This is a genomic window from Mycobacterium sp. DBP42 (genome assembly GCF_005924235.1).
In the GTDB taxonomy this organism is placed as follows: Bacteria; Actinomycetota; Actinomycetes; order Mycobacteriales; family Mycobacteriaceae; genus Mycobacterium; species Mycobacterium syngnathidarum.
Window position 1 is genome coordinate 1 of the sequence record NZ_VCMY01000033.1, and the last position, 26,624, is coordinate 26,624.

The 26,624-nt window shown below is 67.2% G+C and carries 24 protein-coding genes; 5 read left to right on the forward strand and 19 right to left on the reverse strand.

The window, feature by feature from the left end; all coding sequences use genetic code 11:
• On the reverse strand, positions 1 to 1,802 hold a 1,802-nt coding region (locus E0T84_RS23540), incomplete at its 3' end, for a DUF2207 domain-containing protein (RefSeq protein WP_138745703.1).
• 92 nt (positions 1,803 to 1,894) lie between these two features.
• The gene (locus E0T84_RS23545; protein WP_138745704.1) at positions 1,895 to 2,614 is read right to left on the reverse strand and encodes an SDR family NAD(P)-dependent oxidoreductase; all 720 of its coding nucleotides are present in this window, start codon (positions 2,612 to 2,614) and stop codon (positions 1,895 to 1,897) included.
• Positions 2,615 to 2,669: 55 nt separating this feature from the next.
• Here E0T84_RS23545 and E0T84_RS23550 point away from each other — a divergent pair, with 55 nt between their 5' ends.
• Complete coding sequence (locus E0T84_RS23550) at positions 2,670 to 3,227, forward strand: MarR family winged helix-turn-helix transcriptional regulator (RefSeq protein ID WP_070185583.1); 558 nt, start codon at positions 2,670 to 2,672, stop codon at positions 3,225 to 3,227.
• A gap of 45 nt (positions 3,228 to 3,272) precedes the next feature.
• Here the strand turns inward: E0T84_RS23550 and E0T84_RS23555 are convergent, their stop codons facing one another.
• Positions 3,273 to 5,273, reverse strand: a complete 2,001-nt coding sequence (locus E0T84_RS23555; protein WP_138745705.1) for a primosomal protein N' — start codon at positions 5,271 to 5,273, stop codon at positions 3,273 to 3,275.
• The gene (locus E0T84_RS23560; protein ID WP_171055149.1) at positions 5,270 to 6,028 is read right to left on the reverse strand and encodes a lysoplasmalogenase; all 759 of its coding nucleotides are present in this window, start codon (positions 6,026 to 6,028) and stop codon (positions 5,270 to 5,272) included. The genes E0T84_RS23555 and E0T84_RS23560 overlap by 4 nt, the downstream gene beginning before the upstream one ends.
• Here E0T84_RS23560 and E0T84_RS23565 point away from each other — a divergent pair.
• Positions 5,991 to 6,938, forward strand: a complete 948-nt coding sequence (locus tag E0T84_RS23565) for an alpha/beta hydrolase (RefSeq protein ID WP_070185585.1) — start codon at positions 5,991 to 5,993, stop codon at positions 6,936 to 6,938. The genes E0T84_RS23560 and E0T84_RS23565 overlap by 38 nt on opposite strands.
• Before the next feature lie 6 nt (positions 6,939 to 6,944).
• Here the strand turns inward: E0T84_RS23565 and E0T84_RS23570 are convergent, their stop codons facing one another.
• From E0T84_RS23570 to E0T84_RS23580, 3 genes are all read right to left on the reverse strand, one after another.
• Positions 6,945 to 7,505, reverse strand: coding sequence for a cytochrome b (locus tag E0T84_RS23570; protein WP_138745706.1), 561 nt, complete (start codon positions 7,503 to 7,505; stop codon positions 6,945 to 6,947).
• Positions 7,502 to 8,581 carry a catalase family peroxidase gene (locus E0T84_RS23575; RefSeq protein WP_249383729.1) on the reverse strand — a complete coding sequence of 360 codons (1,080 nt, stop codon included), beginning with the start codon at positions 8,579 to 8,581 and terminating at the stop codon, positions 7,502 to 7,504. Before E0T84_RS23575 ends, E0T84_RS23570 begins: the two co-directional genes overlap by 4 nt.
• A 66-nt stretch (positions 8,582 to 8,647) precedes the next feature.
• Entirely contained in the window at positions 8,648 to 9,730 is a 1,083-nt protein-coding gene (locus tag E0T84_RS23580) for an AraC family transcriptional regulator (protein ID WP_138745707.1), read from the reverse strand.
• An 83-nt stretch (positions 9,731 to 9,813) separates the two neighbouring features.
• Between E0T84_RS23580 and E0T84_RS23585 the strand changes: the two genes are divergently transcribed.
• Together E0T84_RS23585 and E0T84_RS23590 are read left to right on the forward strand one after the other, a co-directional pair.
• Positions 9,814 to 11,193 (forward strand): cytochrome P450, encoded by a 1,380-nt coding sequence (locus tag E0T84_RS23585; protein WP_138745708.1) that lies wholly within the window; start codon positions 9,814 to 9,816, stop codon positions 11,191 to 11,193.
• Entirely contained in the window at positions 11,193 to 12,665 is a 1,473-nt protein-coding gene (locus E0T84_RS23590) for an NAD(P)/FAD-dependent oxidoreductase (protein WP_138745709.1), read from the forward strand. Before E0T84_RS23585 ends, E0T84_RS23590 begins: the two co-directional genes overlap by 1 nt.
• 134 nt (positions 12,666 to 12,799) lie before the next feature.
• On the opposite strand, the gene metK is transcribed toward E0T84_RS23590, so the two are convergent.
• The 5 genes from metK to mihF all read right to left on the reverse strand — a co-directional run bounded on the left by metK (position 12,800) and on the right by mihF (position 16,743).
• The gene (metK, locus tag E0T84_RS23595; protein ID WP_070185590.1) at positions 12,800 to 13,999 is read right to left on the reverse strand and encodes a methionine adenosyltransferase; all 1,200 of its coding nucleotides are present in this window, start codon (positions 13,997 to 13,999) and stop codon (positions 12,800 to 12,802) included.
• Positions 14,000 to 14,145: 146 nt separating this feature from the next.
• The gene (coaBC, locus tag E0T84_RS23600; protein WP_070943653.1) at positions 14,146 to 15,393 is read right to left on the reverse strand and encodes a bifunctional phosphopantothenoylcysteine decarboxylase/phosphopantothenate--cysteine ligase CoaBC; all 1,248 of its coding nucleotides are present in this window, start codon (positions 15,391 to 15,393) and stop codon (positions 14,146 to 14,148) included.
• An 18-nt stretch (positions 15,394 to 15,411) separates the two neighbouring features.
• A complete protein-coding gene (gene rpoZ, locus E0T84_RS23605) occupies positions 15,412 to 15,732 on the reverse strand; it encodes a DNA-directed RNA polymerase subunit omega (RefSeq protein WP_019348031.1) in 321 nt (106 codons plus the stop codon).
• A 91-nt stretch (positions 15,733 to 15,823) separates the two neighbouring features.
• Positions 15,824 to 16,417, reverse strand: a complete 594-nt coding sequence (gmk, locus tag E0T84_RS23610; protein WP_070185592.1) for a guanylate kinase — start codon at positions 16,415 to 16,417, stop codon at positions 15,824 to 15,826.
• Between the two features lie 11 nt (positions 16,418 to 16,428).
• Positions 16,429 to 16,743: an integration host factor, actinobacterial type gene (mihF, locus tag E0T84_RS23615; RefSeq protein ID WP_003880790.1), complete on the reverse strand. Its 315-nt coding sequence runs from the start codon at positions 16,741 to 16,743 to the stop codon at positions 16,429 to 16,431.
• Positions 16,744 to 17,242: 499 nt separating this feature from the next.
• On the opposite strand from mihF, the gene E0T84_RS31920 reads away from it, so the two are divergent.
• Positions 17,243 to 17,737, forward strand: coding sequence for a hypothetical protein (locus tag E0T84_RS31920; protein ID WP_075909640.1), 495 nt, complete (start codon positions 17,243 to 17,245; stop codon positions 17,735 to 17,737).
• 175 nt (positions 17,738 to 17,912) lie between these two features.
• Here the strand turns inward: E0T84_RS31920 and pyrF are convergent, their stop codons facing one another.
• The 7 genes from pyrF to pyrR are packed head-to-tail and all read right to left on the reverse strand — an operon-like array spanning position 17,913 to position 26,559.
• Positions 17,913 to 18,725, reverse strand: a complete 813-nt coding sequence (pyrF, locus tag E0T84_RS23625; RefSeq protein WP_070185594.1) for an orotidine-5'-phosphate decarboxylase — start codon at positions 18,723 to 18,725, stop codon at positions 17,913 to 17,915.
• A gap of 2 nt (positions 18,726 to 18,727) precedes the next feature.
• Positions 18,728 to 22,081, reverse strand: a complete 3,354-nt coding sequence (carB, locus tag E0T84_RS23630; RefSeq protein ID WP_070943651.1) for a carbamoyl-phosphate synthase large subunit — start codon at positions 22,079 to 22,081, stop codon at positions 18,728 to 18,730.
• A complete protein-coding gene (gene carA, locus E0T84_RS23635) occupies positions 22,082 to 23,215 on the reverse strand; it encodes a glutamine-hydrolyzing carbamoyl-phosphate synthase small subunit (protein WP_070943650.1) in 1,134 nt (377 codons plus the stop codon). It abuts the gene before it with no gap.
• Positions 23,212 to 23,712, reverse strand: coding sequence for a transporter (locus tag E0T84_RS23640; RefSeq protein WP_070943649.1), 501 nt, complete (start codon positions 23,710 to 23,712; stop codon positions 23,212 to 23,214). The genes carA and E0T84_RS23640 overlap by 4 nt, the downstream gene beginning before the upstream one ends.
• Complete coding sequence (locus E0T84_RS23645) at positions 23,709 to 25,052, reverse strand: dihydroorotase (RefSeq protein ID WP_138745710.1); 1,344 nt, start codon at positions 25,050 to 25,052, stop codon at positions 23,709 to 23,711. Before E0T84_RS23645 ends, E0T84_RS23640 begins: the two co-directional genes overlap by 4 nt.
• Positions 25,049 to 26,005, reverse strand: a complete 957-nt coding sequence (locus tag E0T84_RS23650; protein ID WP_070187431.1) for an aspartate carbamoyltransferase catalytic subunit — start codon at positions 26,003 to 26,005, stop codon at positions 25,049 to 25,051. The genes E0T84_RS23645 and E0T84_RS23650 overlap by 4 nt, the downstream gene beginning before the upstream one ends.
• A complete protein-coding gene (pyrR, locus tag E0T84_RS23655) occupies positions 26,002 to 26,559 on the reverse strand; it encodes a bifunctional pyr operon transcriptional regulator/uracil phosphoribosyltransferase PyrR (RefSeq protein ID WP_070187432.1) in 558 nt (185 codons plus the stop codon). The genes E0T84_RS23650 and pyrR overlap by 4 nt, the downstream gene beginning before the upstream one ends.
• Between the last annotated feature and the right edge of the window lie 65 nt (positions 26,560 to 26,624).

Consider the following 26,624-nt stretch of genomic DNA (forward strand, 5'->3'; position numbering starts at 1 on the left):
CCTCCTCCACCACCGCCGCCTCCGCCGGACGACGACGACCCGCCGCTCGACGAAGACGAGGACGAGGACGACTGCGAGGCCGTGTATGCCCCGATCGATGACGATAGTGCCGATTCGAAGCTGTCGAAGTCCGCGCCGCCGGGTCCGCCGGCGAAGCCGTGGCTGGCGTCCGACGACGATGACGACGAGTTGTACCAATCCGGTTGGGGCGCTGGCGCCCCCATGGAGTCCTGGTACTTCTTGGCCCACAACGCGGCGGTGCCGCCGGCCACGGCGAACGGGATGTAGGCCAGGTAGAGGTCTTTACGGGCGGCGAAGTCGAACCTGGTCTCCGCGGAATCGGTGGACAGCAGACGGTGGAAGCCCTCGGCTCGCGACCACAATTCCCGGCCCGCAGCCGTTCGACGGGTACCTACACCGCCGCGCCAGCCACGCAGTGAGCACAGGAAGAACACCGCGAACGGCAGGCCCCACAACGTGATACCGAACCACAGGAAGCAACCGGCCAGTGCTGCCAAGAACGCGACCGCATTGGCGACGCGGACCCATAGTTCCTTGCGCCGCTTGACCATGAAGCCGCTGTCGAACGCCCACTTGCGTACTGCCACAGCCATGTCGGCCTTGGCCTTGCTCAGCTTCTTGCCCGATGTCGCGGTGTCCTTGGCGGAAAACTCCGCACCCGGGGACATCACTTTGAGCGCCGCGGCCACGTCGATGCCGACCGGATCGATATCGGCCCACTCGGCGGGCTTCGCGAGACCCTTGATCTTCCAGTGCTTGTCACTGACCTGCCGCAGCTCAACGAGTCCCCGCTCGGCGAGGTGGAACAGTGTCGCACTCAGCCCGTTCTTGGGGACAGTCTCGGTGCGGATGTACTCGGTCTGCACCGGCCCGAGCCCGTCCGGCGGCGCGTATTGCACCGGAAATCCCGGTGACGGTTCGACAGTGGTACGCGTCCAGACGTAGGCCAGCAGACCCATCCCGACGGTGAACAGGGCGATCCAGCCGAGTGTGGGCACCGACCGGCCGAGGATCCGGTCCCACGTGTAGGGCCACGGCAGGATGGTCTGTGCCGGTGTGGCCATGTCCACACCGGCGCGCAGGGTAACCGGGGTGTGGGGCTCCAGGCCCGTCGCCACGAGCCGCACAGTGTTGCCGTCGAGTTGCAGATCCGTGCAGGCGGCGCCGACGCCGAATCCGACACTGCACTCGGCCCCGGTCACCGCGGCCGGCAGGGTAACCGAGATGTCGGCCCGTTCGATCGTGTTGTTCCAGGCCGGCGCGACGACGTTCCAGTAGAAGGCCGAGCGGGCGTCGGGATTGCCGGCGCTGCGGGCGAACTGACGTTGCGCGCCAACAGTGCCCGGGTCGAGGACCCCGTCGATCGTGTACCGCAGTTCGAAAACGTGGCTGCCCCAGTCCAGGGTGGTGGTGGGGTCACCGATCTTGGCCACCCGGAACCGCTTGCCGGTCTCCCATAGCAGTTGGTAGGGAATCGACGATCCGTCCATGGTGATCGAGGTGATCTCGGGTACCTGCCGAACGTGCGAATTGTTCTGATTCTGCACGTCCCAGTAGCGGAAGATCCCATGCCGCCCGCCGGGAAAATCTCCGGTGACGGTCTCGACCGCGTCCATCCGGCCGTCCGCGCGGACGGCGAAATCGGCCCGGTAGTCGGTGATCACCACCGGATCGGCCGGGCCCGCCCCGGAGCCGGACCCAGAGCCGGTGAAGACCAGTGGCCACAGTAGTCCAAAGGCGATGAGCACCAACGCAAACAACCACGAGCACACCCGGCGCATGGCAGCCTCCTGATTCGGTACTCACCGACAACGGGTGAAGTATCCGCCCTACCCGATGTGCAGCGGGTCGATTTGCTTCGAAACTGGGAGTTCTACCGAGTGGTCCACTCGCCGCCGTTCACGGCGATGGTCTGCCCGGTGATTTGACGCGCCCCGGGCGATGCAAGAAACCGTACGGTGGCCGCAACATCACTGGGCGCTCCCGCCCGACGTGTCATCGCGGCGTCGATCAGGACGTTCTTACGGTCGTCAGTGAGCTTGTCCCGGAAGAATTCCGTATCGGCGATGTAACCCGGCGAGACGATGTTGGCGGTGATACCTCGACCGCCGATCTGTCGGGCGAGGTCCACGTTCCAGGACGCGACGGCAGCCTTGGCGGCCCCGTACGAACCCGCGCCCTTGTCGGCGGCGATCGAACCAATCGTGATGACGGCTGACCCGCTGGGCATCGCGGGAAGCACCGCCGTCGTCATCAGCACCGCCGTCAACAAGTTGCTGTCCACGTTCCGGCGCCACGCCTCGGCGACGTCGGCCAACGTGCACGGTCCATCCCGATCGAAGTCGGTGTTGCCGCCGGCATTGTTGACCAATACGTCAACGGTTCCGACCTCTCGTGCGGCGCAGGCAGCCTGCTCAGGGTCGGTGCCGTCCATGGTGATGGCACGGACCGAGCCATCGATCTCGTCCACCGTCCTCTGGAGTACGTCCCCACGACGGCCGGTGATGACAACATCGCACCCCTCCGCAGCGAACTGAGCGGCAATCTCGCGACCAATTCCCGTGCCGCCACCGGTGGCTATGACAGTGCGCATACGCGTCTCCCCTGCTAACATTGTTTAGGTCTAAACAAGACTAGCAGGAGGGCTCATGCCGGCAACGCCAGAAGATCCCGTGGACGCGATCGCCGCCTCTTGGAAACGTGAATTACCCGATGTTCCAGTACATTCGATCGGGATCGTGACGCGGGTATGGCACATCGCGAAGCTTCTCGGCGACGACCGAGCGCGCCTGTTGCGCAATCATCACGCGGACATGGCCACACTAGATCTGCTATCCACGTTGCGCCGCCGCGGCAAGCCGTATCGCATGACCACCCGCGAGCTGGCGGCTGCCTCACTCATCACCGCAGGCGCGATCACTCAACGCGTGGATCGGGCAGAGACACAAGGTCTGGTCAAGCGAACCGGTCGCCGCGAATCACGCACGGTTGACGTCGAACTCACCGCACGTGGCCGGGCTACGGTCGATGACCTGGTGGGCGCTGTACTGGCACGTGAGTGTGAGTTGCTCGACGGCCTACCGAGGCATCAGCAAGAAGAGCTCGAGCACACCCTCAGACTGCTGCTCGACCACCTGTCGACAGCTCTGGGCGCCGATCGACACCCCGGGCATGTCGGGCACTCCGGTTCCGAGCATGGTGAGTAACGGTCTGGCCCGACGGTGGCGCTGTCCATCGTCGGAGTATCCGCCCTACCCGATGTGCAGCGGGTCGATTTGGATACGACACGGTTGCTGATCCTTGCGCGCGCTGAGCACGGCGGTGGCCCGGCGCAGCGCGGCAGCCAACTCCAGGCCACCGTCACGCGGCACCCGCACCAGCATCCGGCACACCTCGGCATCGGGATCCAGGCCTGGTGGGCGGCGGGCCCCGACGGGCAATTCCACGGGCCCGAGAGGTTCGGCGACCTCGGGGAGTTGCGCGGTCTCGAGCAGTGCCTCAACCGCGGTCGTGGTCCCGTCGATGGCCGCCATGTGCACCGCCGGCGGAAGGCCCACCTCACCGCGCGCGTCGAGTTCGGCGTCGGCATGTCCCACCGGATCCCACCGGATCAATGCCTGCACGGTGGCAATCGCCGACTCGGCCACCACCGCCACCACACCGCCGTCGGTACGCGGACGCACTAGGGCCGCTGCGGCCATCCACCGGCGCATCGTGTCCTCGGCCGCGCGCAGATCCTGTCGGCCCAGCAGCGCCCACGCGTCGAGCAGCAGTGCCGCGCCGTAACCGCCGTCGGCGACGGGTTCCGCCCCGGGTGTGGACACCACCAGCGCGGGACCACTGCCCACCGCAGCGACAACGGTGTCGCCGCCCGAGGTGATCACCGAGGTACCGGGAAACGCCCGGCCCAACTCTTCAGCCGTGCGCCGGGCCCCCACCACCACCGCCCGTACCGCATCGGAACCACAACGCGCACAACGCAATGCGGGTTCAGCCCGGCCGCACCACCGGCATTCGGCAGCCACACTGCCCCGCTCCGGCAGCGCCAGCGGGCCAGTGCAATGCCGGCAACGCGTCACGGCGCGGCACCGCGCACAGGCCAGGGCCGGCACGTACCCGCGGCGTGGAACCTGGATGAGCACCGGGTGCTGGGCCTGCAGCGCTGCCCGCGCCGCCTGCAGCGCCATGGAGGGCAACCGAGCGGTATGCGCGGCCGGATCGCGCTCCTGCGCATACCCGCTGTCCTCCAGCGCGACCACCCTCGGGGCAGCTGCCCGAACCACCGGCCGCGCCGCCACCACGTCGTGGGCCCAGCGGGTCCGCACCAGGGCCTGCGCCTCGGCGGTTCGCGCGTACCCGCCTATGATCGCCGCGCACCGCAGCTGGTGGGCACGCAGCATGGCCACTTCACGGGCGTGCGGATACGGGGCGCGCGGCTCGGCCAGGTTGTCATCGCCGTCGTCCCACACCAGCACCAGCCCTAGGTTGGTCACCGGCGCGAACACCGCACTGCGCGTACCGATCACCAACTGGGCCTGCCCGCGAAGCACCGCCAGCCAACGGCGGTACCGAGCGGACGGGCCGAGGCCGGCCGACAACGCGACCACCCGTGATTCGGGAACCCGGTCGACGGCGGCGGCATAGAGCGCATCGACGTCACGCTGATCGGGCACCACGGCCACGACGCCCAGGCCAGCGCCCACCGCGACGGCGGCCGCCTCGGCCAGCCGCTGCGCCCAGTTCTCGCCGGGCAGGGCCTGCCACACCGCGCGGGCCGCGCGGCCCTCAGCGACTGCGGTCAGAAACTGTTCACCGCGGCCGTACCGGGCCCAGGCGCCGGTGTCGACGGGGACGACCGCGACCGGCTCCGGCTCCTCCGGCGACTGTTTCTCCACCCTGGCATGGCGCGGCGGCACCGCCAGGCGCAGCACGTCGGCGCGGGTGCCTGCGTAACGGGCGGCCACCGCGTCGACCAGCCGCCGGATCTCCGGGGTTAGCACCGGCTCGGGTGACACGACCCGGTCCAGCCAGCCGAGCTTGCCGGTGTGATCGGTATCGGAGCGTCGCTCCAGCAGGTAGGCGTCGACCAGCCTGCCGTTGAACCGGACCCGGACCCGCACACCGGGCTGGGCGTCGTCGGACTGTTCCTCCGACACCAGATAGTCGAACTCCCGGTCCAGGTGCGGCACCGTGAGCAGGGGAAGCACCCGCGCAACGGGTTCATGCTCGGCGGCGCGGCGGGTGATGGTCACTGTGCAGGTTTAGCAGCAGGGTGTGTCGAACGCCCGAAGAAGAGGCCGGCGGTGATCAGCACCAGCGACGCCGCATAGCCCCACCAGATCGGGACGGCGAGCAGTTGGTCGCCGCGCACGAACTGACTGATGCCGATCATCGCGTCCGATGCTGCGAAACACACGCCACCGAGCGCGGTCCACGGGGTGGGCAACCGGGCCAGCAACGCCGTGGACACCATGGCACCGAGCACCGCGATGTAGGCGACCACCGGGACGGCCATTCCCTGCTCGACGAGCCGGGGCCAGAACCAGGTCAGCAACGCCACACAGGCCAGGACGGTGACCGCCACGGCGATCAGCCGCGGCGTCGAACGCCGCGCCAGCGGCACCAGGACCCCGAGAAAGCACAGATGCGCGACCAGGAACGCGGCCAGGCCCAGCACGAAGGACGGTTCCCACCACGGAATGGCGAGCAGAAAGTCGCCGAGCGCGGAGAACAGGAGCGCACCGACGAGCCAGCGTCGTTCCCGCACGATCGGATGAGCGCACGCGGCCGCCGCCAACAGGACGGCCGCAAGTGCCTTCACCGCAGGTTGGAGGGTGAATTGACCCGTCAGGTCGGCCCCTTTGGGCAGCTGCATCGCGGTGACGATCAGGAACACCCCGTAACCCGCCGCGACAGCCGCGGCCACCACCCACAGCCGCCGCGTGACGCGGTGTGCGTACGGTTGCGGAATGTCCGTTGCTGACGAGAAACCAGCTGTCGATGCCATCCTGCAAAAGGTACTGGAGGCAGTGCCGTTCCAACTGTCGACCGACATCGGTGTCGACGAGGCCCGTCGCCAGTTCAGTGAGATCCCGCGAATGCCGGTCCATCCCGAGGTTCAGGCCGAGGACCGCGTGATTCCGGGGCCGGCCGGCGAGATCCCGGTGCGGGTGTACCGGCCGCCGACGGCCGACGGCGCGACGCTGCCGGTGGTGGTTTTCATCCACGGCGGCGGCTGGGCGCTGGGCGACCTGGACAGTTACGACGGCACCGCACGCCAGCACGCCGTAGGTGCCGACGCGGTGGTGGTGTCGGTCGATTATCGGCTGGCCCCCGAACATCCCTACCCCGCCGCGGTCGACGACGTATGGGCGGTGACCCGATGGGTGGCCGCCAACGCCGCCGAGCTCGGAGCCGACGCCGACCGGATGGCTGTGGCCGGGGACTCGGCGGGCGGCAACCTCAGCGCCGTGGTGTCGCTGCTGGCGCGTGACGCGGGCCTTTCCGGGCTGCGATTCCAGTTGCTCTGGTACCCGGCCACGACATGGGACACCAGCCTGCCGTCGTTCACCGAGAACGCCAAGGCACCGATCCTCGGGCTCGACGCGGTCCAGGGGTTCTCCCGTTGGTATGCCGGTCATGTCGACCTGTCCGACCCGCCGGTCACCCTGGTGCCGGCCCGTGCGGGCGACCTGTCCGGGCTCGCGCCCGCCTATGTCGCGGTCGCCGGGCACGATCCGTTGCGCGACGACGGCATCCGTTATTCGGAGATGCTGACGGCCGCAGACGTTCCGGTGCAGCTGGACAACGCCGCGACGCTGGTGCACGGCTACCTCGGCTACGTCGGCGTGGTCCCCGTGGCCACCGAGGCATTCGATCGTGCGATGGCCGCGCTGCGGGGCGCGCTGCACGGCTGAGCACCGTCAACCGTTGCTCTTGCTGGGCCACAGCGACATTCGACGGATGATCCCGTCGCGCAGCGCCACGGTGTGGAACATCACCGCGCAGATGTGCGCGGTGAACGTCGCGAACAGCAGGTAGGCGGCCACGGTATGCGCGGTGCGCAACACCGCGTAGAGGGTGAGGTTGTGCGGGGCGATCGCCGGAAGGTGTAGCGCCCCGACCAACACCACCGGCGACTGTGCGGCCGACAGCATGGCCCACCCGATCAACGGCTGTACCAAAAGCAAGGCGTACAGCAGATATTCGGAGTAGCTGGCGATGCGACGTTCCAGCGGCCCCATGGTGGTCAGGAATGGCGGCAGTCGGCGGGTGAGGCGATTGGCCAACCTGACGATCGCGAAGACCAGGATCGCGATTCCCAACGGACGGTGGATCGCCAGCAGCAGCGGGTAGTAGCTCAGTGCGGCGATCATCGTGACTCCGATGAAGAACTGTGCAATCACCATGACCGCCATCGACCAGTGCAGCAGCCGGGCCGCCAGGTTGAACTTGACAATCGGCGGTTTCGTTTCGGTGGTCACTGCGCGCCCCCCGGCACGACGACTGCGCTGGGCGACTTGGGTTCTCGGGCTCTCCGGTTGAACGAGCGCGCGTAGACCGCCGACCGTGCGCTCGGCAACGGATCGTCGGATGGGGCCAGGCCGTCGGGCAGCACCAGCGGATCGAAATTGATGTCGCGGGCGTTGCCGGGGGCCTCGGTGTGCACGGCGTCGATGGTGATGGTGCCCGCCTCGATGGTGGCGCGGTTCGCCGGCCACGGCAGCGTCGCGTCGTGGGTGGGGTCGGTGGGACCGGCCAGGGTGAGGACCAATTTCCAGCTGACCGGGCCGGCGGCGATCGTGTCGATGAGGGCGTCGAAGATGACATCTCTGTCGTTGCCGTGCGGGCGCTCGGCAGGCTGCTGCGATATCACCGGAACGGCCGCCCAACGGATCGCCGTCTTCTCGCCCTGGGCGTTGGTAGCTCGGAACGCGTTGAGGCCACGGTACGTACTGTCGGCGAACCCTGCACTCGGCGTGGCTTGCTTGATGATCCTCATCGCAGCGGCCGTTTCCGGATGGTCGGCCAGAAACGCCGCCATCGCCTGCGGATCGGGCTTGCCGGTCTCTGGAACGGGCCGCGAGGCCAGCATGCGCTCGAAGAAACCTCGCGGGGTGCTGTCGGGGAACACCGGCAGATTCACCATCGCGACGCGCCACTGCTCGCCATCGGGCAGCCCGAACATCAAACCGAGACCCCGGACCGTGTCCGGCTTGTCGGGTTGATCGGGCAACCCGCCGGACAACGAGAACCGGCCAACGACGGGCACGGTGCCGGATTTGAACACCGCAGCCTTGCTCACCTGGGCACCCGCACCGGTGCTGGTGAACGTTCCGGTGGCGGCCAGCCCCTTGGCATGGTTGCGGCGGAAGCCCTCGTGACGGCCCGCGATCTGCTCGAAGCGGTCCGCGAACCGATCCGGTGTCAACGCATCCGGCCGCAGCCAGCCCGCGGCGTCGGCCAGGCCGCCGACGCCGACAGCCACCACACCACCCACCGCAGCCAGCCCCAGTAGCGTTCTCCTTCGGTTGAGCTCCGGAACGTCATCGGATTCCATCGTGGCCGCACTCCTTTTCTCCGCCGAACTCTGTCCAGTGTGAAACGGAATGCGAGGGTGGCTCGTTCAGATGGCACCCTTCGGCGCAGCACTGCGTTCGCTTTCCCGCGAGAACGCACTGGGCGGCACACCGTGCCAACGTTTGAACGCGTGGCAGAACGTCGAGGTCTCGCTGTAGCCGAGGCGTCGCGACACCTCCTCGACGGTCAATCCGACGCTGCACAGCAGATCAACGGCGAGCGCTGACCGGGCCTCGTTGACCAGGGCCCGAAACGCGGTTCCCTCATCGGCCAGGCGACGTCGCAGAGTGCGCGGGTGGACACCGAGTTCGGCCGAGACCTCTGGCAACGTCGGAAACCGGCCGGGATCGCGAAACAGTTTGCTGCGCACCACCGCGGTGATCCCGCGGCGCTGCGCATTGCGCTGCATGAGCGCATCGCACTGCGCGATACACAGATCGAGGGTGTACGGATCCGCTTGAGGCAGTTGCTCATCCAGCATGGCGCGGGGGAAGTGCAGTCGGGAGTGGGCCCGGCCGAACGTCACATTGGGTAACGGCATCAGGGTCAGCAGTGGCCGCAGAACCTCTTCGTCGATCGACACTTCGGCGAGTATCCGATCGGCGTATTGCGCCACCACGGGAGACGCGAAACTCGCTGTGGTGGCGACAATCCCGGCGACATCGCGTTCGATGAAGAAGCGCTGGACATCGTTGGGCAGGTGGCCGACGTTGAGCTCCAGCACGCACTCGTCGGTGCCCTCGAACAACTGCAAGTCGATCTGCAGTGTGGTCAGGGCGAAGTAGCGCATCCCGATGCTGAACAGTTCACGCAGCGTCGCACATGACATGACGGCGAACCCGAACAAGCCCATGTGCGTCAGGGCCGACCGGCCACCGACATCGACACCCAAACCCGGTTCGTCGGGCAACTGGGCCTGCAGGTGTCGGACCGCCAGGATCTCGTCGTGCGCGTTGATCACACCGTCGGGATCGTCGAGGTCTGCCGGTGTCACACCGGTTCCGGCCAGAACCTGCGCGGCCGGGACACCGCGCTCGACGGCGACCTCGCACAACACCCGGGTGGCATGGATCGGATGGCACACGTCGGCCGACCAACTCGTCCTCGCTACTGATCCTGACCTGGCCATGCCCCCAGCACTTGTCCCAAAATCCCAACTCTGTGTCCGATAGTCCCATTCTGCGCGGCCCTTGTCATTCATACGGTGGTTCTATGGCGGCACCGGCAGCGCGACTGAGCACGTGGACCATGACCCGCGAGGCGATCACGGTCGGGTTCAGCACCGAGAACGGGTTCCTCACCCGGGTGCAGGACCAGGACATCATCAGATACCGTTGCGCGGGAAGACGTTTCGTAGCCATCACGCACCCTGACTACGTCGACCACGTGCTCCACGAGGCGCGCCTGCGCTACGTCAAGTCCAACGAGTACGAACCGATCCGAGCGGCGGCCGGCATCAACCTGCTGACCGATGAAGGCGACTCGTGGGCCGCCCACCGGTCGGCGTTGAACCCGACGTTCGCTCGTCGCCGTCTCAACGACATCGTCGACCTCATGATCGCCCCGATCGAGCGGGCCACCGACGAGCTCGCCGAAGGCGGCGATGGGGTGCGCTTCGACATGCACTCGGCCATGGTGGAAGCCACCCTGCGGGTCGTCTCCAACGCACTGTTCAGTCAGGATTTCGGGCCGATCGTGCACAGCATGCGAGACCTCACGACACGCGGGCTGAGGCGCACCGAACTGCTGGGCCGCCTCGGGCTCCTGGGCCTTCTCCCCCGCCCGGTATACGACGCCATCGCCGCCGGCACCTGGTCCGGGATTCCACTGCCGCCGCCTCTGCGTGAAGGCCAACGAATCGCCCTGGCCCTGGATGCCGCGGTGAACACCGTCCTCGACGAACGCCTGGCCCACCCCACCGAATCCGCCGACCTGCTCAACGTGTTGTTCGGTGCCGACAACGGCACCTGGCCGCGCCGGCGGGTGCGGGACGAGGCGTTGACGTTCATGCTGGCCGGGCACGAGACGACGGCCAACGCGATGTCGTGGTTCTGGTACCTGATGGCGCGCCATCCCGAAGCCCGGGACCGGATGCTGGCCGAAGTGGACTCGGTGGTGGGTGCGCGCCGTCCGACGGCAGGCGACCTGACCCGGATGCCGTGGACCACCGCATGTCTGCAGGAGTCGCAGCGCTGTTACTCGGCGGTGTGGATCATCGCGCGGGAGGCGGTCGAGAACGATTGCATCGACGGCCATCACATCCGTCCGGGAACGACGGTGATCATCCCGATCTACCAGATCCATCACGACGAGCGGTGGTGGCCCGACCCGGAAACCTTCGACCCCAACCGGTTCCTCGGTGACGCCGTCAAGAGCCGGCCACGCTCGGCGTACATCCCGTTCGGCGGCGGACGACGGATCTGCATCGGGCAGAGCTTCGCCCTGATGGAGATGGTGCTGATCGCCGCGATCATGAGCCAACGGTTCATTTTCGATCTCGATCCTGGCCACCCGGTGGAGATGGAGGCTACGTTGACTTTGCGACCAAAACACGGCGTCCACATGATCGGACGCACCCGAGAGGCGGCCTGATGCCCGACTTTCACACCCTCATCGTCGGCGCCGGATTCTCCGGTATCGGCACCGCCATCGCGCTGGACAAGGCCGGCCTGCACGACTATCTCATCCTGGAGGCCGGCGACGGGGCCGGCGGCACCTGGTACTGGAACACCTATCCCGGTGTGGCCGTGGATATCCCGTCGTTCTCGTACCAGTTCTCATTTGAGCAGTCACGGCGCTGGTCCCGCACCTACGCCCCAGGCAGCGAGCTACGCGACTACGCCGACAACTGCGTCGACAAGTACGGCCTGCGGCCCCGGATCCGGTTCAACACCACCGTCGCCCGCGCGTCCTTCGACGATGACGAGAACCTGTGGCAGCTCGATCTCGAATCCGGTGACACGCTCACGGCCCGGTTCCTGGTCAACGCCAGTGGTGTGCTGACCATCCCGAAACTCCCCGAGATCGACGGGGTGGACTCCTTCGCCGGGATCACCGTGCACACCGCACGCTGGGATCACACCCAGGATCTGTCGGGTAAGCGGGTGGCGATCATCGGCACCGGTGCCTCCGCGGTCCAGGTGATCCCCGAGATCGCCCCGAAGGTCAAGCAGCTCACCGTGTTTCAGCGCACCCCGATCTGGTGCTTCCCGAAGTTCGACGTGCCCATCCCGCCTATCGCCCGCAGACTGATGCGGCTGCCCGGCGGCAGGACGCTGCACCGACTGATCAGCCAGGCGTACGTGGAGTTCACGTTTCCCCTGGCGGCCCAGTACTTCACGATCAACCCGTTCGCCAAGCGCGCCGGCTCGGCGGGCCGGGCCTATCTACGTCAACAGGTGCGGGACCCGGAGGTGCGCGACAAGCTCACACCGCGCTATGCGGTGGGATGCAAACGACCCGGGTTCCACAACAGCTATCTGGCCACATTCAACCGGGACAATGTCCGACTGGTCACCGAGCCGATCGACAAGATCACCGGCTCAGGTGTCGCCACTACCGACGGTGAGAGCCATGACGTCGATGTGCTCATCCTGGCCACCGGCTTCAAGGTGATGGACGTCGACGCGCTGACCTTCGACATCGTGGGGTCGGGTGGGCAGTCGCTGAGCGAGTTCTGGAAAGAGCACCGGATGCAGGCCTACGAAGGCGTCAGTGTTCCCGGCTTCGCGAACTTCTTCTCGGTGATGGGCCCGTACGGCTACGTCGGGTCGTCGTACTTCGCGTTGATCGAGGCCCAAACCCGCCATCTGGTGCGGTGTATCGCGCAGGCCGACCGCCGGGCGGCCCACCGCGTCGAGGTCCGTCAGGAGGCCAACGACCGGTATTTCGCCGAGATGATGCGCAAGCGGCACCGCCAGATCTTCTGGCAGGACAGTTGCAACCTGGCCAACAGCTACTACTTCGACCGCAACGGGGACGTCCCGCTGCGGCCCTCCACCACGGTCGAGGCGTACTGGCGCAGCCGCAGCTTCCCGCTGGACGACTACGCGTTCACCTCGTAGCGCGGGGTCGCGCCCAGATCAACGCTACGGTCGCTCCACACGAGAAATCACGACCACGGCGTTGATTTCGCGAATCGTGCCCCGCGAAAGACAACGGCCCCCGATCAGCGATCGGGGGCCGTTGGCAGAAAAAGCTAGACCGAGGCCTTCAGGTCGTCGACCTTGTTGAGCTGCTCCCAGGGCAGCTCGATGTCGGTCCGCCCGAAGTGGCCGTAGGCCGCCGTCTGGGCGTAGATCGGCCGCAGCAGGTCCAGGTCGCGGATGATCGCGCCGGGGCGCAGATCGAACACGCTGCTGATGGCCTTCTCGATGCGGGCCGGGTCGACGGTCTCGGTGCCGAACGTCTCGACGAACAGGCCGACCGGGGCGGCCTTGCCGATCGCGTAGGCCACCTGGACCTCGACGCGTTCGGCCAGGCCGGCAGCGACGACGTTCTTGGCCACCCAGCGCATCGCGTACGCGGCGGAACGGTCCACCTTTGACGGATCCTTGCCGGAGAAGGCGCCGCCGCCGTGGCGGGCCCAGCCGCCGTAGGTGTCGACGATGATCTTGCGGCCGGTCAGGCCGGCGTCACCCATCGGACCGCCGAGTACGAACTTGCCGGTCGGGTTGACCAAGAGACGGAAATCGGAGGTGTCCAGCGTCTCGTGGTTGAGATCGGCCAGCACGGTGTTGACGACCTTCTCCCGGATGTCCGGGGTCAAGGTGCCGTCGAGGTCGATGCCGTCGGCATGCTGCGTGGACAGCACGACGGTGTCCAGCCGGACCGGTGTCTTGCCGTCGTAGGCGATGGTGACCTGGGTCTTGCCGTCCGGGCGCAGGTAATCCAGCACACCGTTCTTGCGGACCTCGGTCAGCCGCCGTGACAGCCGGTGGGCCAGTGCGATGGGCAGCGGCATCAACTCTGGGGTGTCGCCGATGGCGTACCCGAACATCAGCCCCTGGTCACCGGCACCCTGGGCGTCCAGCGGATCGCCGGCCCCTTCGACGCGCGCCTCGTGGGCGGTGTCCACGCCCTGGGCGATGTCGGGCGACTGCGCGCCGATGGCGATGTTCACACCGCACGAGGCGCCGTCGAAGCCCTTGGTCGACGAGTCGTAGCCGATCTCCAGGATGCGGTCGCGCACGATCTTCGGAATGTCGGCGTAGGCCGAGGTGGTGACCTCACCGGCGACGTGCACCTGGCCGGTGGTCACCAGGGTTTCCACCGCGACCCGCGACTTGGGATCCTGCTCCAGCAGCGCGTCGAGCACCGAGTCGCTGATCGCGTCACAGATCTTGTCGGGATGTCCTTCGGTTACCGACTCACTGGTAAACAGGCGACCTTGGCTCACGGTCTGCTTCCTTCCTTGCTGATCTGAAAAGTCTTCAGTCCAAAACTACTTAGTTAGGCGAATAATATCTATGTCCTGTTGCACCCAAGCGCGTGGGACGCGATTGCGCAACCCTTATCCACATCTTGACGCGTACGTACGTCGGATCAGCCGTCGGGCTTGCCCAGAAACGCCGCGATCGAGTCCACGATACGGGTGGCCATCAGAGTCTTCGAACCGTGCTCTAGTGCAACCTCGGCCCCGTCGGCGCTCAGCAACCAGCCGTCGTTGTGGTCGACTTCGAACGCGCGGTTCTCCCCCACTGCGTTGACCACGAGCAGATCGCAGCCTTTGCGTTGCAGCTTGGCCCTGGCATGGAACAGCACATCACCGTTGGCGTCCCCGGTCTCGGCAGCGAAGCCGACGATGGCACGCATGTTGGGCAACTGGCCCTCGGCACGGGCCCGAACCGCCCCGGCCAGCACGTCGTCGTTGCGGACGAGCTCGATGGAGCTGGGCTCGGACGCGCCGCCCTTCTTCATCTTGGCGGTCGCCACCTGTGCGGGGCGGAAGTCGGCGACGGCAGCGGCCATCACCAGGACATTGGACTCGGGGGCGTACTTGGTCACCGCATCACGCAATTGGGCGGCCGAACCGATGTGCACGACATCGACACCGGCCGGGTCGATCAGACCCGCGGTGTTACCCGCTATCAGCGTCACGTCGGCCCCACGCTGGGCCAGAACCCGGGCCACGGCATATCCCTGCTTGCCGGAGCTGCGGTTGCCGATGAAACGCACCGGATCCAGAGGTTCGCGGGTACCGCCGGCGGTCACGAGCGCCTTGACCCCGGCCAGGTCGTAGGTCAGCGCGTCGCCTCGCTCCAGCAGCAGCTGTGCAAACGTCACGATTTCTTCGGCCTCGGGCAGCCGCCCCGCGCCGGTGTCGGCCCCTGTGAGCCGTCCGGATGCCGGTTCCAGTACCACGACGCCCCGCCGCCGCAATGTGGCCACATTGTCGACGGTGGCCGGGTGAAACCACATCTCGGTGTGCATGGCCGGAGCGAACAGCACCGGACATCGCGCCGTCAGCAGCGTGGCGGTCAACAGGTCGTCAGCCCGGCCGGCCACCGCGCGGGCCAGCAAGTCGGCGGTGGCAGGCGCGACAACCACGAGATCGGCTTCCTGGCCGATCCGCACGTGCGGGACCTCGTGCACGTCGGTGAACACACCGGTGTGCACGGGATTGCCCGACAGGGCTTCAAACGTGGCCGCTCCGACGAAGCGCAAAGCCGACTCAGTGGGCAGTACGCGTACCGAGTGGCCCGCCTCGGTGAGTTGGCGGACTAGGGTGCACGCCTTGTACGCGGCAATGCCGCCGGCCACCCCGACGACGATTCGCTTACCCGCGCTCACGTCCCGGCCCTGGCCTGGCTACTCGCCGCCCTCGGTGTGCTCGAGCAGATCCTCGTGAATCTCCCGCATCGCAATGGACAGCGGCTTCTCCTGCAGACCGGGCTCGACCAGAGGGCCGACGTACTCAAGAATGCCGTCGCCGAGCTGGTTGTAGTAATCGTTGATCTGGCGCGCCCGCTTGGCGGCGTAGATCACCAACGCGTACTTGCTCGACGCGCGGTCCAGCAACTCGTCGATGGGCGGGTTGGTGATGCCCAGCGGCGTGTCGTAGGCGCCGGCGGCGGACGAATCGATGTCGTCCGCAGCGGCCAGCTGCGCATCGGCGTGCGGGGTGCTCACGAAAAAGTCTCCTGGCGGTTGCGTGAATGCGGTTACTGAACAGCGTGCTGGTGGCTCGCGGATCCGATCGCGTCGGTCCCGGCACGATGAGTCATCGGCTGTCCACCAGCAAGGATACCAATTCAGCGCATGCGGTATCCAACTGGCGGTTCACCACAACCTGGTCAAAGTCAGACTTCGCGGCCATTTCGGCCCGCGCTGTCTCCAATCGCCGGGCCATCACCTCGGCTGTCTCGGTGCCCCGACCGGACAATCGGCTGACCAGTTCGTCCCAGCTCGGCGGTGCCAGGAACACCGATATCACCTCGGGCATGGCCTGCTTGACGGCCCGCGCCCCGGCCAGGTCAACCTCGATCAGAACCGGGCGGCCGGCCCGGGTGGCCTCGCGCACAGGCTGGGCCGGCGTTCCGGAGCGGTGCAATCCGCCGTGGATCTCGGCCCATTCGAGCAGCTCGCCGTCATCGATCAGCTTCTGGAATCGGTCCGCGGACACGAACGTGTAGTCGACACCGTCGACCTCTCCCGGCCGCGGTGCCCTGGTCGTGACCGAGACCGAGAAATACAAGTCGGGAAGCCGCTCCCGCAGACAGCGGACCACGGTGGACTTCCCGACAGCGGAGGGACCGGACAACACGACGACCGGAGCCGTCGTTGTACGTTGTCCGGCCCCTCTACCAGCGCTCAATGGGGGCGTCTCTACTGGTCGAACTTCTCCAGGAGGGCCTTGCGCTGGCGATCACCGAGGCCGCGCAGACGGCGGGTCGGGGCGATCTCCAGCTCGGTCATGATCTCCTGCGCCTTGACCTTGCCGACCTTGGGCAGGGCCTCCAGCAGCGCGGAAACCTTCATCTTGCCCAAGACCTCATCGGTCTCGGCGTCGGTGAGCACCTGCTTGAGGTTGGTGCCGCCGCGCTTGAGTCGATCTTTGAGCTCGGCTCGCGCTCGACGTGCGGCGGCAGCCTTCTCCAACGCTGCCGCGCGCTGTTCGTCGGTCAACTGGGGAAGGGCCACGGGTTCCTCCGTCTCCTGGCGATTCTTCTTCGGCCATCTCTTGTTTTTTACGGCTGGAGTGCAAACCAGCCAGCGACGACGAACCTACCCACGCTGGCTGACGAAAGCGAACGCCACCCCCTGGTTACGACGCTAAAAGCCCAGCGTGTAGTGCGCGCACGCGACAACCGGTTCGCACCCGAAAACGCCATCCAGCATCGTCGGCACGCCCCCATCGGGCCGGATATTCCTGCAAGTCAATGGTTTTCGGGTGGCCCCCAGCTAACTACTCATACGTCGAGCACCGGTTCGGCCGTACCCACACCTGGTTACCGCCGGGTATTCGAGAAAATTTTCGCTGGTCATGGCGTGTCGGGCGTGTCGGAAGCCGTGACGCGCACGTCAGGCGCGTGCGGCTGACGGTGCCCAGCCCACGCCTAATTGCCACAAAGCGATTACACAGCTTGGCTAAATAGCCTCCGCCGGTCGGGTATCCGTGACCCCCGAAGGGAAGCTGGACATGAACTTCAAGCGTTTGACCTGCGCTTCTGCTCTCTCCATAGCGCTCGGCACGGGCGCTCTGGCCGCGGGAGCCGGCACGGCAGCGGCCCAGCCGGGCCCACCGTGTGGCTTCGGCAACTGCCAGGGGCCCGGTGGACCCGGGCCGGGAGGACCAGGTGGACCCGGTCGTCCCGGTGGCTCAGGAGGCGCAGGAGGGCCCGAACGTGGCCATGGTGGGCCTGGTGGTGGTCCTGACGGGCCCGGCTGGCCGGGCGGACCGGGCGGACCGGGTGGGCCAGGGCCGGGGCGCCCGGGTGACCGAGGTCCAGGCGGACCAGATGACCATGGCCGGCACTGGGGCCCGCCGCCCCCGGAGCTGGCCTGGCGCGGCATGGACCAAGGCCGGTTCGACCACCAGCCGTTCAACTACAACGGCAGCTGGGTGACACCCATTTTCGATCCGGGCTACAACGCGTGGGGTTTCTGGTTCTTCGGTATCTGGATCCCGCTGTGACCGGCTGCACCGCAACCGATCTGACCGCGAGCTGACCAAACCACCTGTGCTCGGCCGCTTCTCGGCCCGGTCGTCGCCTGCCACGACTGGGTCGCGATTGAGCGCGACCGCGACCCTGGTGTGGAAATCGGCCCAGGGCACGACGAAACGGCCCTAGACGCCCAGCTGGGCGACGTCAGGCGAGATATGCGACTTCGTCGCGCAAGCGCTCGGCGGCCGCACGCAGATCAGCCACCGCAGGCCCGGCCCGCAACACCTCACGCGACACCGTTGGCAGCACCAGCCGGGCACCGCCGAAGTCGCCGAGTGCATCGGCACGTCCGCCCTGGGCGCCGACTCCGGGCACCAACACCGGGCCGCAGAGCGCACTGAGATCGGGCAGGTCGGTCACCGTCGCCCCGACCACCACACCGACCGAACCGGTCGGCTCACCGGCCGCCTGGTTCACTGCGGCCACCTCATCGACGACGGACTGCGCCACGGTGCGCGGCCCGGCCATGGCACGCTGCACCGTCGCGCCCTCCGGGTTGGAGGTCGCTGCCAGCACGAACACCCCCCGGCCGTTTGCCGCGGCGACGTCCAGCAGGGGCTGCAGCGACCCGAAGCCCAGATACGGCGATGCGGTCACCGCGTCCGCCGCCAACGGTGAGTCACCGGCCCAGGCCGCGGCATAGGCGGCCATGGTCGAGCCGATGTCCCCGCGTTTGGCGTCGGCCAGCACCAGTACCCCGGCCTCCCGCAAGGCGGCCGTCGTGCGCTCCAGCACCGCGAAACCCGCTGACCCGTGCGCCTCGAAGAACGCCACCTGAGGCTTGACCATCGAGAACCCGGCGAATGCCGTCACGCAGATGTCGCTGAACGCGGCCAGCCCGTCGGCGTCGGTGGAAAGCCCCCAGGCCCGCAGCAGCTCGGGATGGGGATCGATGCCGGGACACAGCGGCCCCCGCTGCGACACCGCGTCGGTCAACCGCTTCCCGAAGGCGTCCATCGTCAGCGCGATTCCAGTTCGCTGTGCAGTTCCTGCAGTGACATCACGCCGATGTCACCGCGGATCCGTGCCTCGATGCCCTGCACCGCCGCGGAGGCGCCCTGCACCGTGGTCACACAGGGGATGTTCATCGACACTGCGGCCGAACGAATCTCGTAGCCGTCGACACGCGGCCCGGAATTTCCATAGGGCGTGTTGATCACCATGTCGACCTCGCCGGCCTTGATGACCTCGACCGCCGAGGGCCGGTCGCCGTCTCCACTGGGTTGCTCTGAGTGCTTGCGCACCTCGTCACAGGGAATTCCGTTGCGGCGCAACATCTCTGCGGTACCTTCGGTGGCCAGCACCCGGAATCCGAGATCGGCCAGGCGCTTGACCGGGAATACCAGCGAGCGCTTGTCACGGTTGGCCACCGACACGAAGACGGCGCCCTCGGCCGGCAGCGAACCGTAGGCCGCGGTCTGGCTCTTGGCGAACGCCGTGCCGAAGTCGTGGTCGATGCCCATCACCTCGCCGGTGGACTTCATCTCCGGTCCCAGCAGCGAGTCCACCTGGGCACCGTCGGCCCGGCGGAAGCGGTGGAACGGCAGAACGGCTTCCTTGACCGCCACCGGAGCGTTGCGGGCGATGGTGGCCCCGTCGCCGTCCTTGTTCAGCAGGCCTTCCGTGCGCAACTCGGCGATGGTGGCGCCCAGCATCACCCGGGCACAGGCCTTGGCCAGCGGCACCGCGGTGGCCTTGGAGACGAACGGCACCGTACGGCTGGCGCGCGGGTTGGCTTCCAGCACATAGAGCACGTCGTCCTTGAGCGCGTACTGGACGTTGAGCAAGCCGACCACACCGATGCCACGGGCGATGGACTCGGTGGCGCGACGCACCGCTTCGATGTCGCTGCGGCCCAAGGTCACCGGGGGCAACGCGCACGCGGAATCGCCGGAGTGGATACCGGCCTCCTCGATGTGCTCCATGATGCCGCCGATGTACACCTCGTTGCCGTCGCTCAGCGCGTCGACGTCGATCTCGATCGCGTCTTCGAGGAACCGGTCGACCAGCACCGGGTGTTCCGGGGACAGCTGGGTGGCGCGGGCGATGTAGCCCTCCAGGGTCGCTTCGTCGTAGACGATTTCCATGCCGCGACCGCCCAACACGTACGAGGGGCGAACCAGCACGGGGTAGCCGATGTCGGAGGCGATCCGCCGGGCCTGCTCGAAGCTGGTGGCGGTGCCGAACCGCGGCGCGGGCAGACCGGCGCTGACCAGAACCTCCCCGAAAAGCCCACGGTCCTCAGCGAGGTCGATGGCATCGGGACCGGTGCCCACGATCGGGACCCCGGCGTCTTCGAGGCGCTTGGCCAGGCCCAGCGGGGTCTGGCCGCCGAGCTGAACGATCACTCCGACGACGCCTGGCCCGGTCCCGTCCTCACCCTTGCCCGAGGCGTTCTCGGCGTAGTAGACCTCCAGCACGTCCTCGAAGGTGAGGGGCTCGAAGTACAACCGGTCGGCGGTGTCGTAGTCGGTCGACACCGTCTCGGGGTTGCAATTGACCATCACGGTTTCGAACCCGACCGCACTCAGTGTCGTCGCGGCATGCACACAGCTGTAGTCGAATTCGATGCCCTGCCCGATGCGGTTCGGCCCCGACCCCAGGATCAGCACCTTCGGCTTCTCGGTCTGCGGGGCCACCTCGGTCTCGGCGGCGGGATCGAGCTCGTAGCTGCTGTAGTGGTACGGCGTCTTGGCGTCGAACTCGGCGGCGCAGGTGTCGACGGTCTTGTACACCGGGTGGACACCGAGCCGGCGGCGCAGCGCGTGCACGCCAGACTCACCGGCCAATTCCGGTCGCAGCGCGGCGATCTGGCGATCAGAGAGCCCGCTGTGCTTGGCCCGCCGCAGCAGCTCGGCATCAAGGACCGGCGCTTCCAGCAGCTCGACGCGCAGTGCCACCAGGCCGGCGATCTGCTCGACGAACCAAGGGTCCACGCCGGAGGCCTCGGCCACCTGCTCGACACTGGCACCCAGACGCAACGCGTGCTCGATGTCGTAGAGCCGGCCGTCCACCGGCGTGCGCAGGCCGGTGAGCAACTGCTCGACCGTCACGTCCGGGTCCGGTCCCGTCCAGAACCCGGCCCGGGTGGTCTCCAGCGAGCGCATCACCTTGCCGAGGGCCTCGATGAAGTTGCGGCCCAACGACATCGCCTCACCGACCGACTTCATCGTGGTGGTCAGCGTGGCATCGGCACCCGGGAACTTCTCGAATGCGAACCGGGGGGCTTTGACCACCACGTAGTCGAGCGTGGGCTCGAAGCAGGCCGGGGTTTCCTTGGTGATGTCGTTGAGGATCTCGTCGAGCGTGTAGCCGATGGCCAGCTTGGCCGCGATCTTGGCGATCGGGAAGCCCGTGGCCTTCGACGCCAGCGCCGAGGACCGTGACACGCGCGGGTTCATCTCGATGACGATCAGCCGGCCGTCGCGCGGGTCGATCGCGAACTGGATGTTGCAGCCGCCGGTGTCCACCCCCACCTCGCGCAGGATCGCGATCCCCAGATCACGCATCTTCTGATATTCGCGGTCGGTCAGGGTCATCGCCGGCGCCACGGTCACCGAATCACCGGTGTGCACGCCCATCGGGTCGACGTTCTCGATCGAGCACACCACCACGACGTTGTCGCGGCCGTCGCGCATCAGCTCGAGCTCGTATTCCTTCCAGCCGTAGATGGATTCCTCGATGAGGACGTTCGCCGACGGCGACGCGGCCAGTCCGTCACCGGCCATCCGCTCGACGTCCTCGGTCGAGTAGGCCATGCCCGAACCCAGCCCGCCCATGGTGAACGACGGGCGAACCACCACGGGCAGGCCCAGGTCGGCGACGGTCTCACGGACCTCGTCCATGGTGAAACACACGCGGCTGCGGGCGGATTCACCGCCCACCTTCGCGACGATGTCCTTGAACTTCTGTCGGTCCTCGCCACGCTGGATGGCCTCGAAGTCGGCGCCGATGAGCTCGACCCCGTACTTCTCCAGCACACCGTTGTCGTGCAGGGCCACCGCGGTGTTCAGCGCGGTCTGGCCGCCCAGGGTGGCCAGCACGGCGTCGATCTTGTTGCCGCGCTCGGCCTGCTGGACGATGACCTTCTCGACGAACTCCCAGGTGATCGGCTCGACGTAGGTGTTGTCGGCATACTCGGGATCGGTCATGATCGTCGCCGGGTTCGAGTTGACCAGGCTGACCTGGATGCCCTCGGAACGCAGCACCCGGCAGGCCTGGGTGCCCGAGTAGTCGAATTCGCAGGCCTGGCCGATGACGATCGGGCCGGATCCGATCACCAGGACATGGTTGAGGTCAGAGCGACGTGGCATCTACTTCTCTCCTGCCATCAGGTCGACGAACTGGTCGAACAGGTATTCCGCGTCGTGTGGTCCGGCCGCGGCCTCCGGGTGGTACTGGACTGAGAACGCACGGCCGTCGGCCAACCGAATCCCTTCCACCACACCGTCATTGGCGCAGGTGTGACTGACCTCGGCTGTGCCGAACGGAGTGTCGAACCGCTCCCCCGCCTCGCCCTCCAGGGCGAAGCCGTGGTTCTGCGCGGTGATCGCCACCCGGCCGGTGACGTGGTCGATCACCGGGATGTTGATACCGCGGTGGCCGAACACCATCTTGTAGGTGGACCGGCCCAGCGCCCGCCCGAGGATCTGATTGCCGAAACAGATGCCGAACAACGGGATTCCCGCACCGAGCACTTCCCGGGTCACCGCGACGATGTGGTCTGCGGTGGCCGGATCGCCGGGACCGTTGGACAGGAACACCCCGTCGGGTTTCAGGTCGGCGATCTGGTCGAAGGTCGCCGACGACGGCAGCACGTGGCTGCGGATCCCGCGCCGGGCGAAGTTGCGCGGGGTGTTGGTCTTGATCCCCAGGTCCACCGCCGCGACCGTGAACCGGTGATCACCTTGGGGTTCCACGATGTAGGAGCCTGCAGTACTGACCTCACCCGCCAGATCCGCGCCCAGCATCGAGGGCTGGTCGAGCACCCGGGCCACCAACTCGTCTGTCGACGCCAATGCTTCTCCGGAGAACACCCCGGCCTTCATCGACCCGCGGGTACGCAGGTGGCGCACCACGGCCCGGGTGTCGATTCCGGCGATGCCCACGATGCCCTGCCGCGCCAATTCGTCGTCGAGGGTTCCGCTGGCACGCCAGTTCGACGCGCGCGGCGACGGGTCGCGCACGGCATAGCCGGCCACCCAGATCTTGTCGTCGCGGCTTTCGCCGTCCTCGGCGTTCCAGCCGGTGTTACCGATCTGCGGCGCCGTGGCGACCACGATCTGACCGTGGTAGCTGGGATCGGTCAGGGTTTCCTGATAGCCGGACATGCCGGTGGAGAACACTGCCTCACCGAGGGTCTGGCCGACCGCACCGAATGTGGTGCCGGTGAAAACGCGCCCGTCCTCGAGTACCAGAACCGCCTTGTTTTTCGTGTTGTTAGTCATTTTTCTTCCTCCAGCCAGCGGTCGTACTCTGCGCGATTGTCAGCGCGGAATCCGGTGTCGATCTCGGTGCCCGAGGGCAGCCGCCACCTGATGGCCAGAATTCCGTCGTAAGTCAGTGCCTTGCCGGCGATTCCTCGTTCGGTCCGGATCGCGGTGACCGACCCGGCCGGAATCCAGATCGGCCCGGCACCGCTGCGTTGCATCATGATTCCCTCGGGATAGCGGGTGAGCACCGCTTTGGTCCGAAACCCCAGATCCCCGGCGGCCACCTTGTCGTTCCAGTGCGGAACCACCGTGCTGCCGACATACATGCCCTTCATGGGAGGGATGCTCGCTGCACTGACGGTGTCGGGCAGCGGCGGCAGGGTGCCGATCAGCTCGGCCTGCCGCTGCGCACGATGCAACCAGCCGCGCATCATCTGGCGGATCAGGAACGCGATCAGCACGGCCAGTAGTGCCGCCAGCACCAGCGACGCGATCAGCGTGGGAGTGTTCACGGTGCCGAACCCCAGGGCCTGGCCGCAGCCGCCTTACCGTCGAGCGCGGTGATCCGGCCCCGCAACAACGTCACGGTGACCGCCGCCGGCAGCGTCATCGATTCGAACGGCGTGTTGTCCGACCGACTGGCCAGCGCATCGCCTTCGACCGTCCAGGTCGCGTCGGGATCGATCACCGTGAGATTGGCCGGCTCCCCCACTTCCAGCGGCCGGCCCTGATCTGGCAGGCCGACGATGGCCGCGGGCGCCTCGCTCATCACCTTGGCAACACCGCGCCAGGTCAGCAGGCCGGGGCGCACCATGGTTTCGGCCACCACCGACAGCGCGGTTTGCAGACCGAGCATGCCCGGCCGGGCAACCGAGAATTCACAGCACTTCTCGTGCTCGGCGTGCGGCGCGTGGTCGGTGGCGACACAGTCGATGACTCCGTCGGCCAACGCCTGACGCAGCGCTTGGGCGTCACTGGCTTCCCGCAACGGCGGATTGACGCGGTTGCGCCCGTCGTAGCTGGCCAGCCTGCCATCGTCGAGCAGCAGGTGGTGCGGGGTCACCTCGGCGGTGATCGAGATACCCTGCGCCTTGGCCCATTTGAGCAATTCCACGGTGCCGGCAGTGGAGGCGTGGCAGATGTGCACCCGGGCGCCGGCATCGCGGGCCAGGATCGCGTCACGAGCGACGATCGATTCCTCGGCCGAGCGAGGCCAGCCCGCGAGTCCGAGCTGAGCCGCGTTGGGTCCCTCATGGGCGACGGCGCCGACGGTCAGCCGCGGTTCTTCGGCGTGCTGGGCGATGAGAACCCCGAGGCCGGTGGCGTACTCCAGCGCCCGTCGCATGACCAGCGGATCGTGCACGCACAGGCCGTCGTCGGAGAACATCCGGACCTGGCCGACGCTGTCTGCCATCAGGCCCATCTCGGTGAGCTGCTTGCCTTCCAGGCCCACGGTCACCGCGCCGACCGGATGCACGTCCACCAGGCCGACCTGCTGACCGCGGTTCCACACGTGGTCGGTGACCACCGCGGAGTCGGCGACCGGGTCGGTGTTGGCCATCGCGAACACCGCGGTGTATCCACCCAGAGCCGCTGCCGCCGAACCGGTTTCGATGTCCTCGGCATATTCACGGCCCGGCTCGCGCAGGTGGGTGTGCAGGTCGACGAAGCCTGGCAGCAGCACCTGGCCAGTGGCGTCGATCACCTCGGCACCCTCGGGAGCCGTGAGGTCAGAACCGATCTCGGCGATCTGCCCGTCGGCGATCAACACGTCGAGCGCGTCGCCTTCACCGTAGAGACGGACGCCGCGGATCAGGATCGGCGGATTCGAGCCTGCGCTGTGTTTCGTCATACGCTGATCGCCTCCCGATCCGCGCCAACGAGCAGATGGAACAGCACGGCCATCCGCACGTGGACACCATTTGAAACCTGTTGCAGAACAGCTGATTGCGAGGAATCGGCCACCGGGAACGCGATCTCCATGCCGCGTAGCATCGGCCCCGGATGCAGCACCACGGCATGGCCGGGCAGCATGGCCTGACGCTTCTCCGACAGCCCGTAGCGCACTGAGTATTCGCGGGCGGACGGGAAGAACGCACCGTTCATCCGCTCGGCCTGAACGCGCAGCATCAGCACCGCATCGGCGGCGGGCAACTCGGCATCCAGGTCATGCGAAATCGTGACCGGCCACCCCGACACCCCAACGGGCAGCAGCGTGGGGGGCGCCACCAGCACCACCTCGGCGCCCAGGGTGGCCAGCAGCGAGACGTTCGACCTGGCTACCCGGCTGTGCAGCACGTCGCCGACGATCACCACCCGTTTGCCCTCGATGGAGCCGAGTCGCTGCCGGATGGTCAAGGCGTCGAGCAGGGCCTGGGTGGGGTGTTCATGGGTACCGTCGCCGGCGTTGATGACGCTGGGGCCCGCGCCGCCCTCCTCGGCGGTCCACTCCGCGAGCTGTTGTGCCGCCCCCGAGGCGGGGTGGCGGATGATGAGCGCATCGGCTCCGGCGGCGCGCAGGGTCAGCGCCGTGTCGCGCAGCGACTCCCCTTTGACCACCGAGGATCCCGACGAGCTGACGTTGATCACGTCGGCGCTCATCCACTTCCCCGCGACCTCGAACGACACCCGGGTGCGGGTGGAGTTCTCGTAGAACATGGTGATGACGGTGCGGCCGCGCAGCGTGGGCAGCTTCTTGACCTCGCGGCCCAGCAGCGCCTCGCGGAACCGGTCGGCATCGTCGAGGATCGCCGTCGCGTCATCACGGGTGAGATCCGCAGCTGACAGGAGATGACGTGTCGTCATTTCGAAATCACCACTCCGTCACGGTCGTCGTCCTCGGACAAGAGCACATGAACGCTTTCGGTGCGTGAGGTCGGCACGTTCTTTCCGACGTAATCGGCGCGGACCGGAAGCTCACGATGCCCACGGTCGACCAGCACGGCCAGTTGCACCACCCGCGGGCGGCCGATGTCGCGCAGCGCGTCCAGCGCCGAGCGGACCGAGCGTCCCGAGTACAGGACATCGTCGACGAGGATCACCACCGCGTCGTCGATGCCGCCGGGCGGGATCGACGTGGCCGCCAGCGGTCGCGGCGGCTTGAAGTTGAGGTCATCGCGGTAGAGCGTGATGTCCAGCGCTCCGACCGGCAACGCCACATCCGCGAACTCGTTGATCTTGGCGGCCAAGCGCTTGGCGAGTGTCACACCGCGGGTCGGGATGCCCAGAAGGACGACCCGCTCGCGCTCGGCAGGATCGTCCAGCGCGGTCTTCTCGATGATCTGATGGGCGATCCGAGAGATGGTGCGGCCGACATCGGCCGCGGACAACAATTCCCGGTCGGTACCTGAAGAGCCCATGAGGCGACTCTGACCTCCTTCTCCGCCTCTCTGGACGGATCGTTAAAGGACGTCGAACTGCCAGG

Bases quoted from the DNA above. Each gene is read 5' to 3' on its own strand.
- E0T84_RS23580 (WP_138745707.1), bottom strand. From the start codon at position 9,730: ATGGCCAGGTCAGGATCAGTAGCGAGGACGAGTTGGTCGGCCGACGTG.
- carA (WP_070943650.1), bottom strand. From the start codon at position 23,215: ATGACTAACAACACGAAAAACAAGGCGGTTCTGGTACTCGAGGACGGG.
- E0T84_RS23590 (WP_138745709.1), top strand. From the start codon at position 11,193: ATGCCCGACTTTCACACCCTCATCGTCGGCGCCGGATTCTCCGGTATC.
- E0T84_RS23565 (WP_070185585.1), top strand. From the start codon at position 5,991: ATGTCCGTTGCTGACGAGAAACCAGCTGTCGATGCCATCCTGCAAAAG.
- E0T84_RS31920 (WP_075909640.1), top strand. From the start codon at position 17,243: ATGAACTTCAAGCGTTTGACCTGCGCTTCTGCTCTCTCCATAGCGCTC.
- E0T84_RS23545 (WP_138745704.1), bottom strand. From the start codon at position 2,614: ATGCGCACTGTCATAGCCACCGGTGGCGGCACGGGAATTGGTCGCGAG.
- pyrR (WP_070187432.1), bottom strand. From the start codon at position 26,559: ATGGGCTCTTCAGGTACCGACCGGGAATTGTTGTCCGCGGCCGATGTC.
- E0T84_RS23560 (WP_171055149.1), bottom strand. From the start codon at position 6,028: ATGGCATCGACAGCTGGTTTCTCGTCAGCAACGGACATTCCGCAACCG.
- E0T84_RS23645 (WP_138745710.1), bottom strand. From the start codon at position 25,052: ATGACGAAACACAGCGCAGGCTCGAATCCGCCGATCCTGATCCGCGGC.
- pyrF (WP_070185594.1), bottom strand. From the start codon at position 18,725: ATGGACGCCTTCGGGAAGCGGTTGACCGACGCGGTGTCGCAGCGGGGG.
- E0T84_RS23550 (WP_070185583.1), top strand. From the start codon at position 2,670: ATGCCGGCAACGCCAGAAGATCCCGTGGACGCGATCGCCGCCTCTTGG.
- E0T84_RS23650 (WP_070187431.1), bottom strand. From the start codon at position 26,005: ATGACGACACGTCATCTCCTGTCAGCTGCGGATCTCACCCGTGATGAC.
- E0T84_RS23585 (WP_138745708.1), top strand. From the start codon at position 9,814: ATGGCGGCACCGGCAGCGCGACTGAGCACGTGGACCATGACCCGCGAG.
- carB (WP_070943651.1), bottom strand. From the start codon at position 22,081: ATGCCACGTCGCTCTGACCTCAACCATGTCCTGGTGATCGGATCCGGC.
- E0T84_RS23575 (WP_249383729.1), bottom strand. From the start codon at position 8,581: ATGGAATCCGATGACGTTCCGGAGCTCAACCGAAGGAGAACGCTACTG.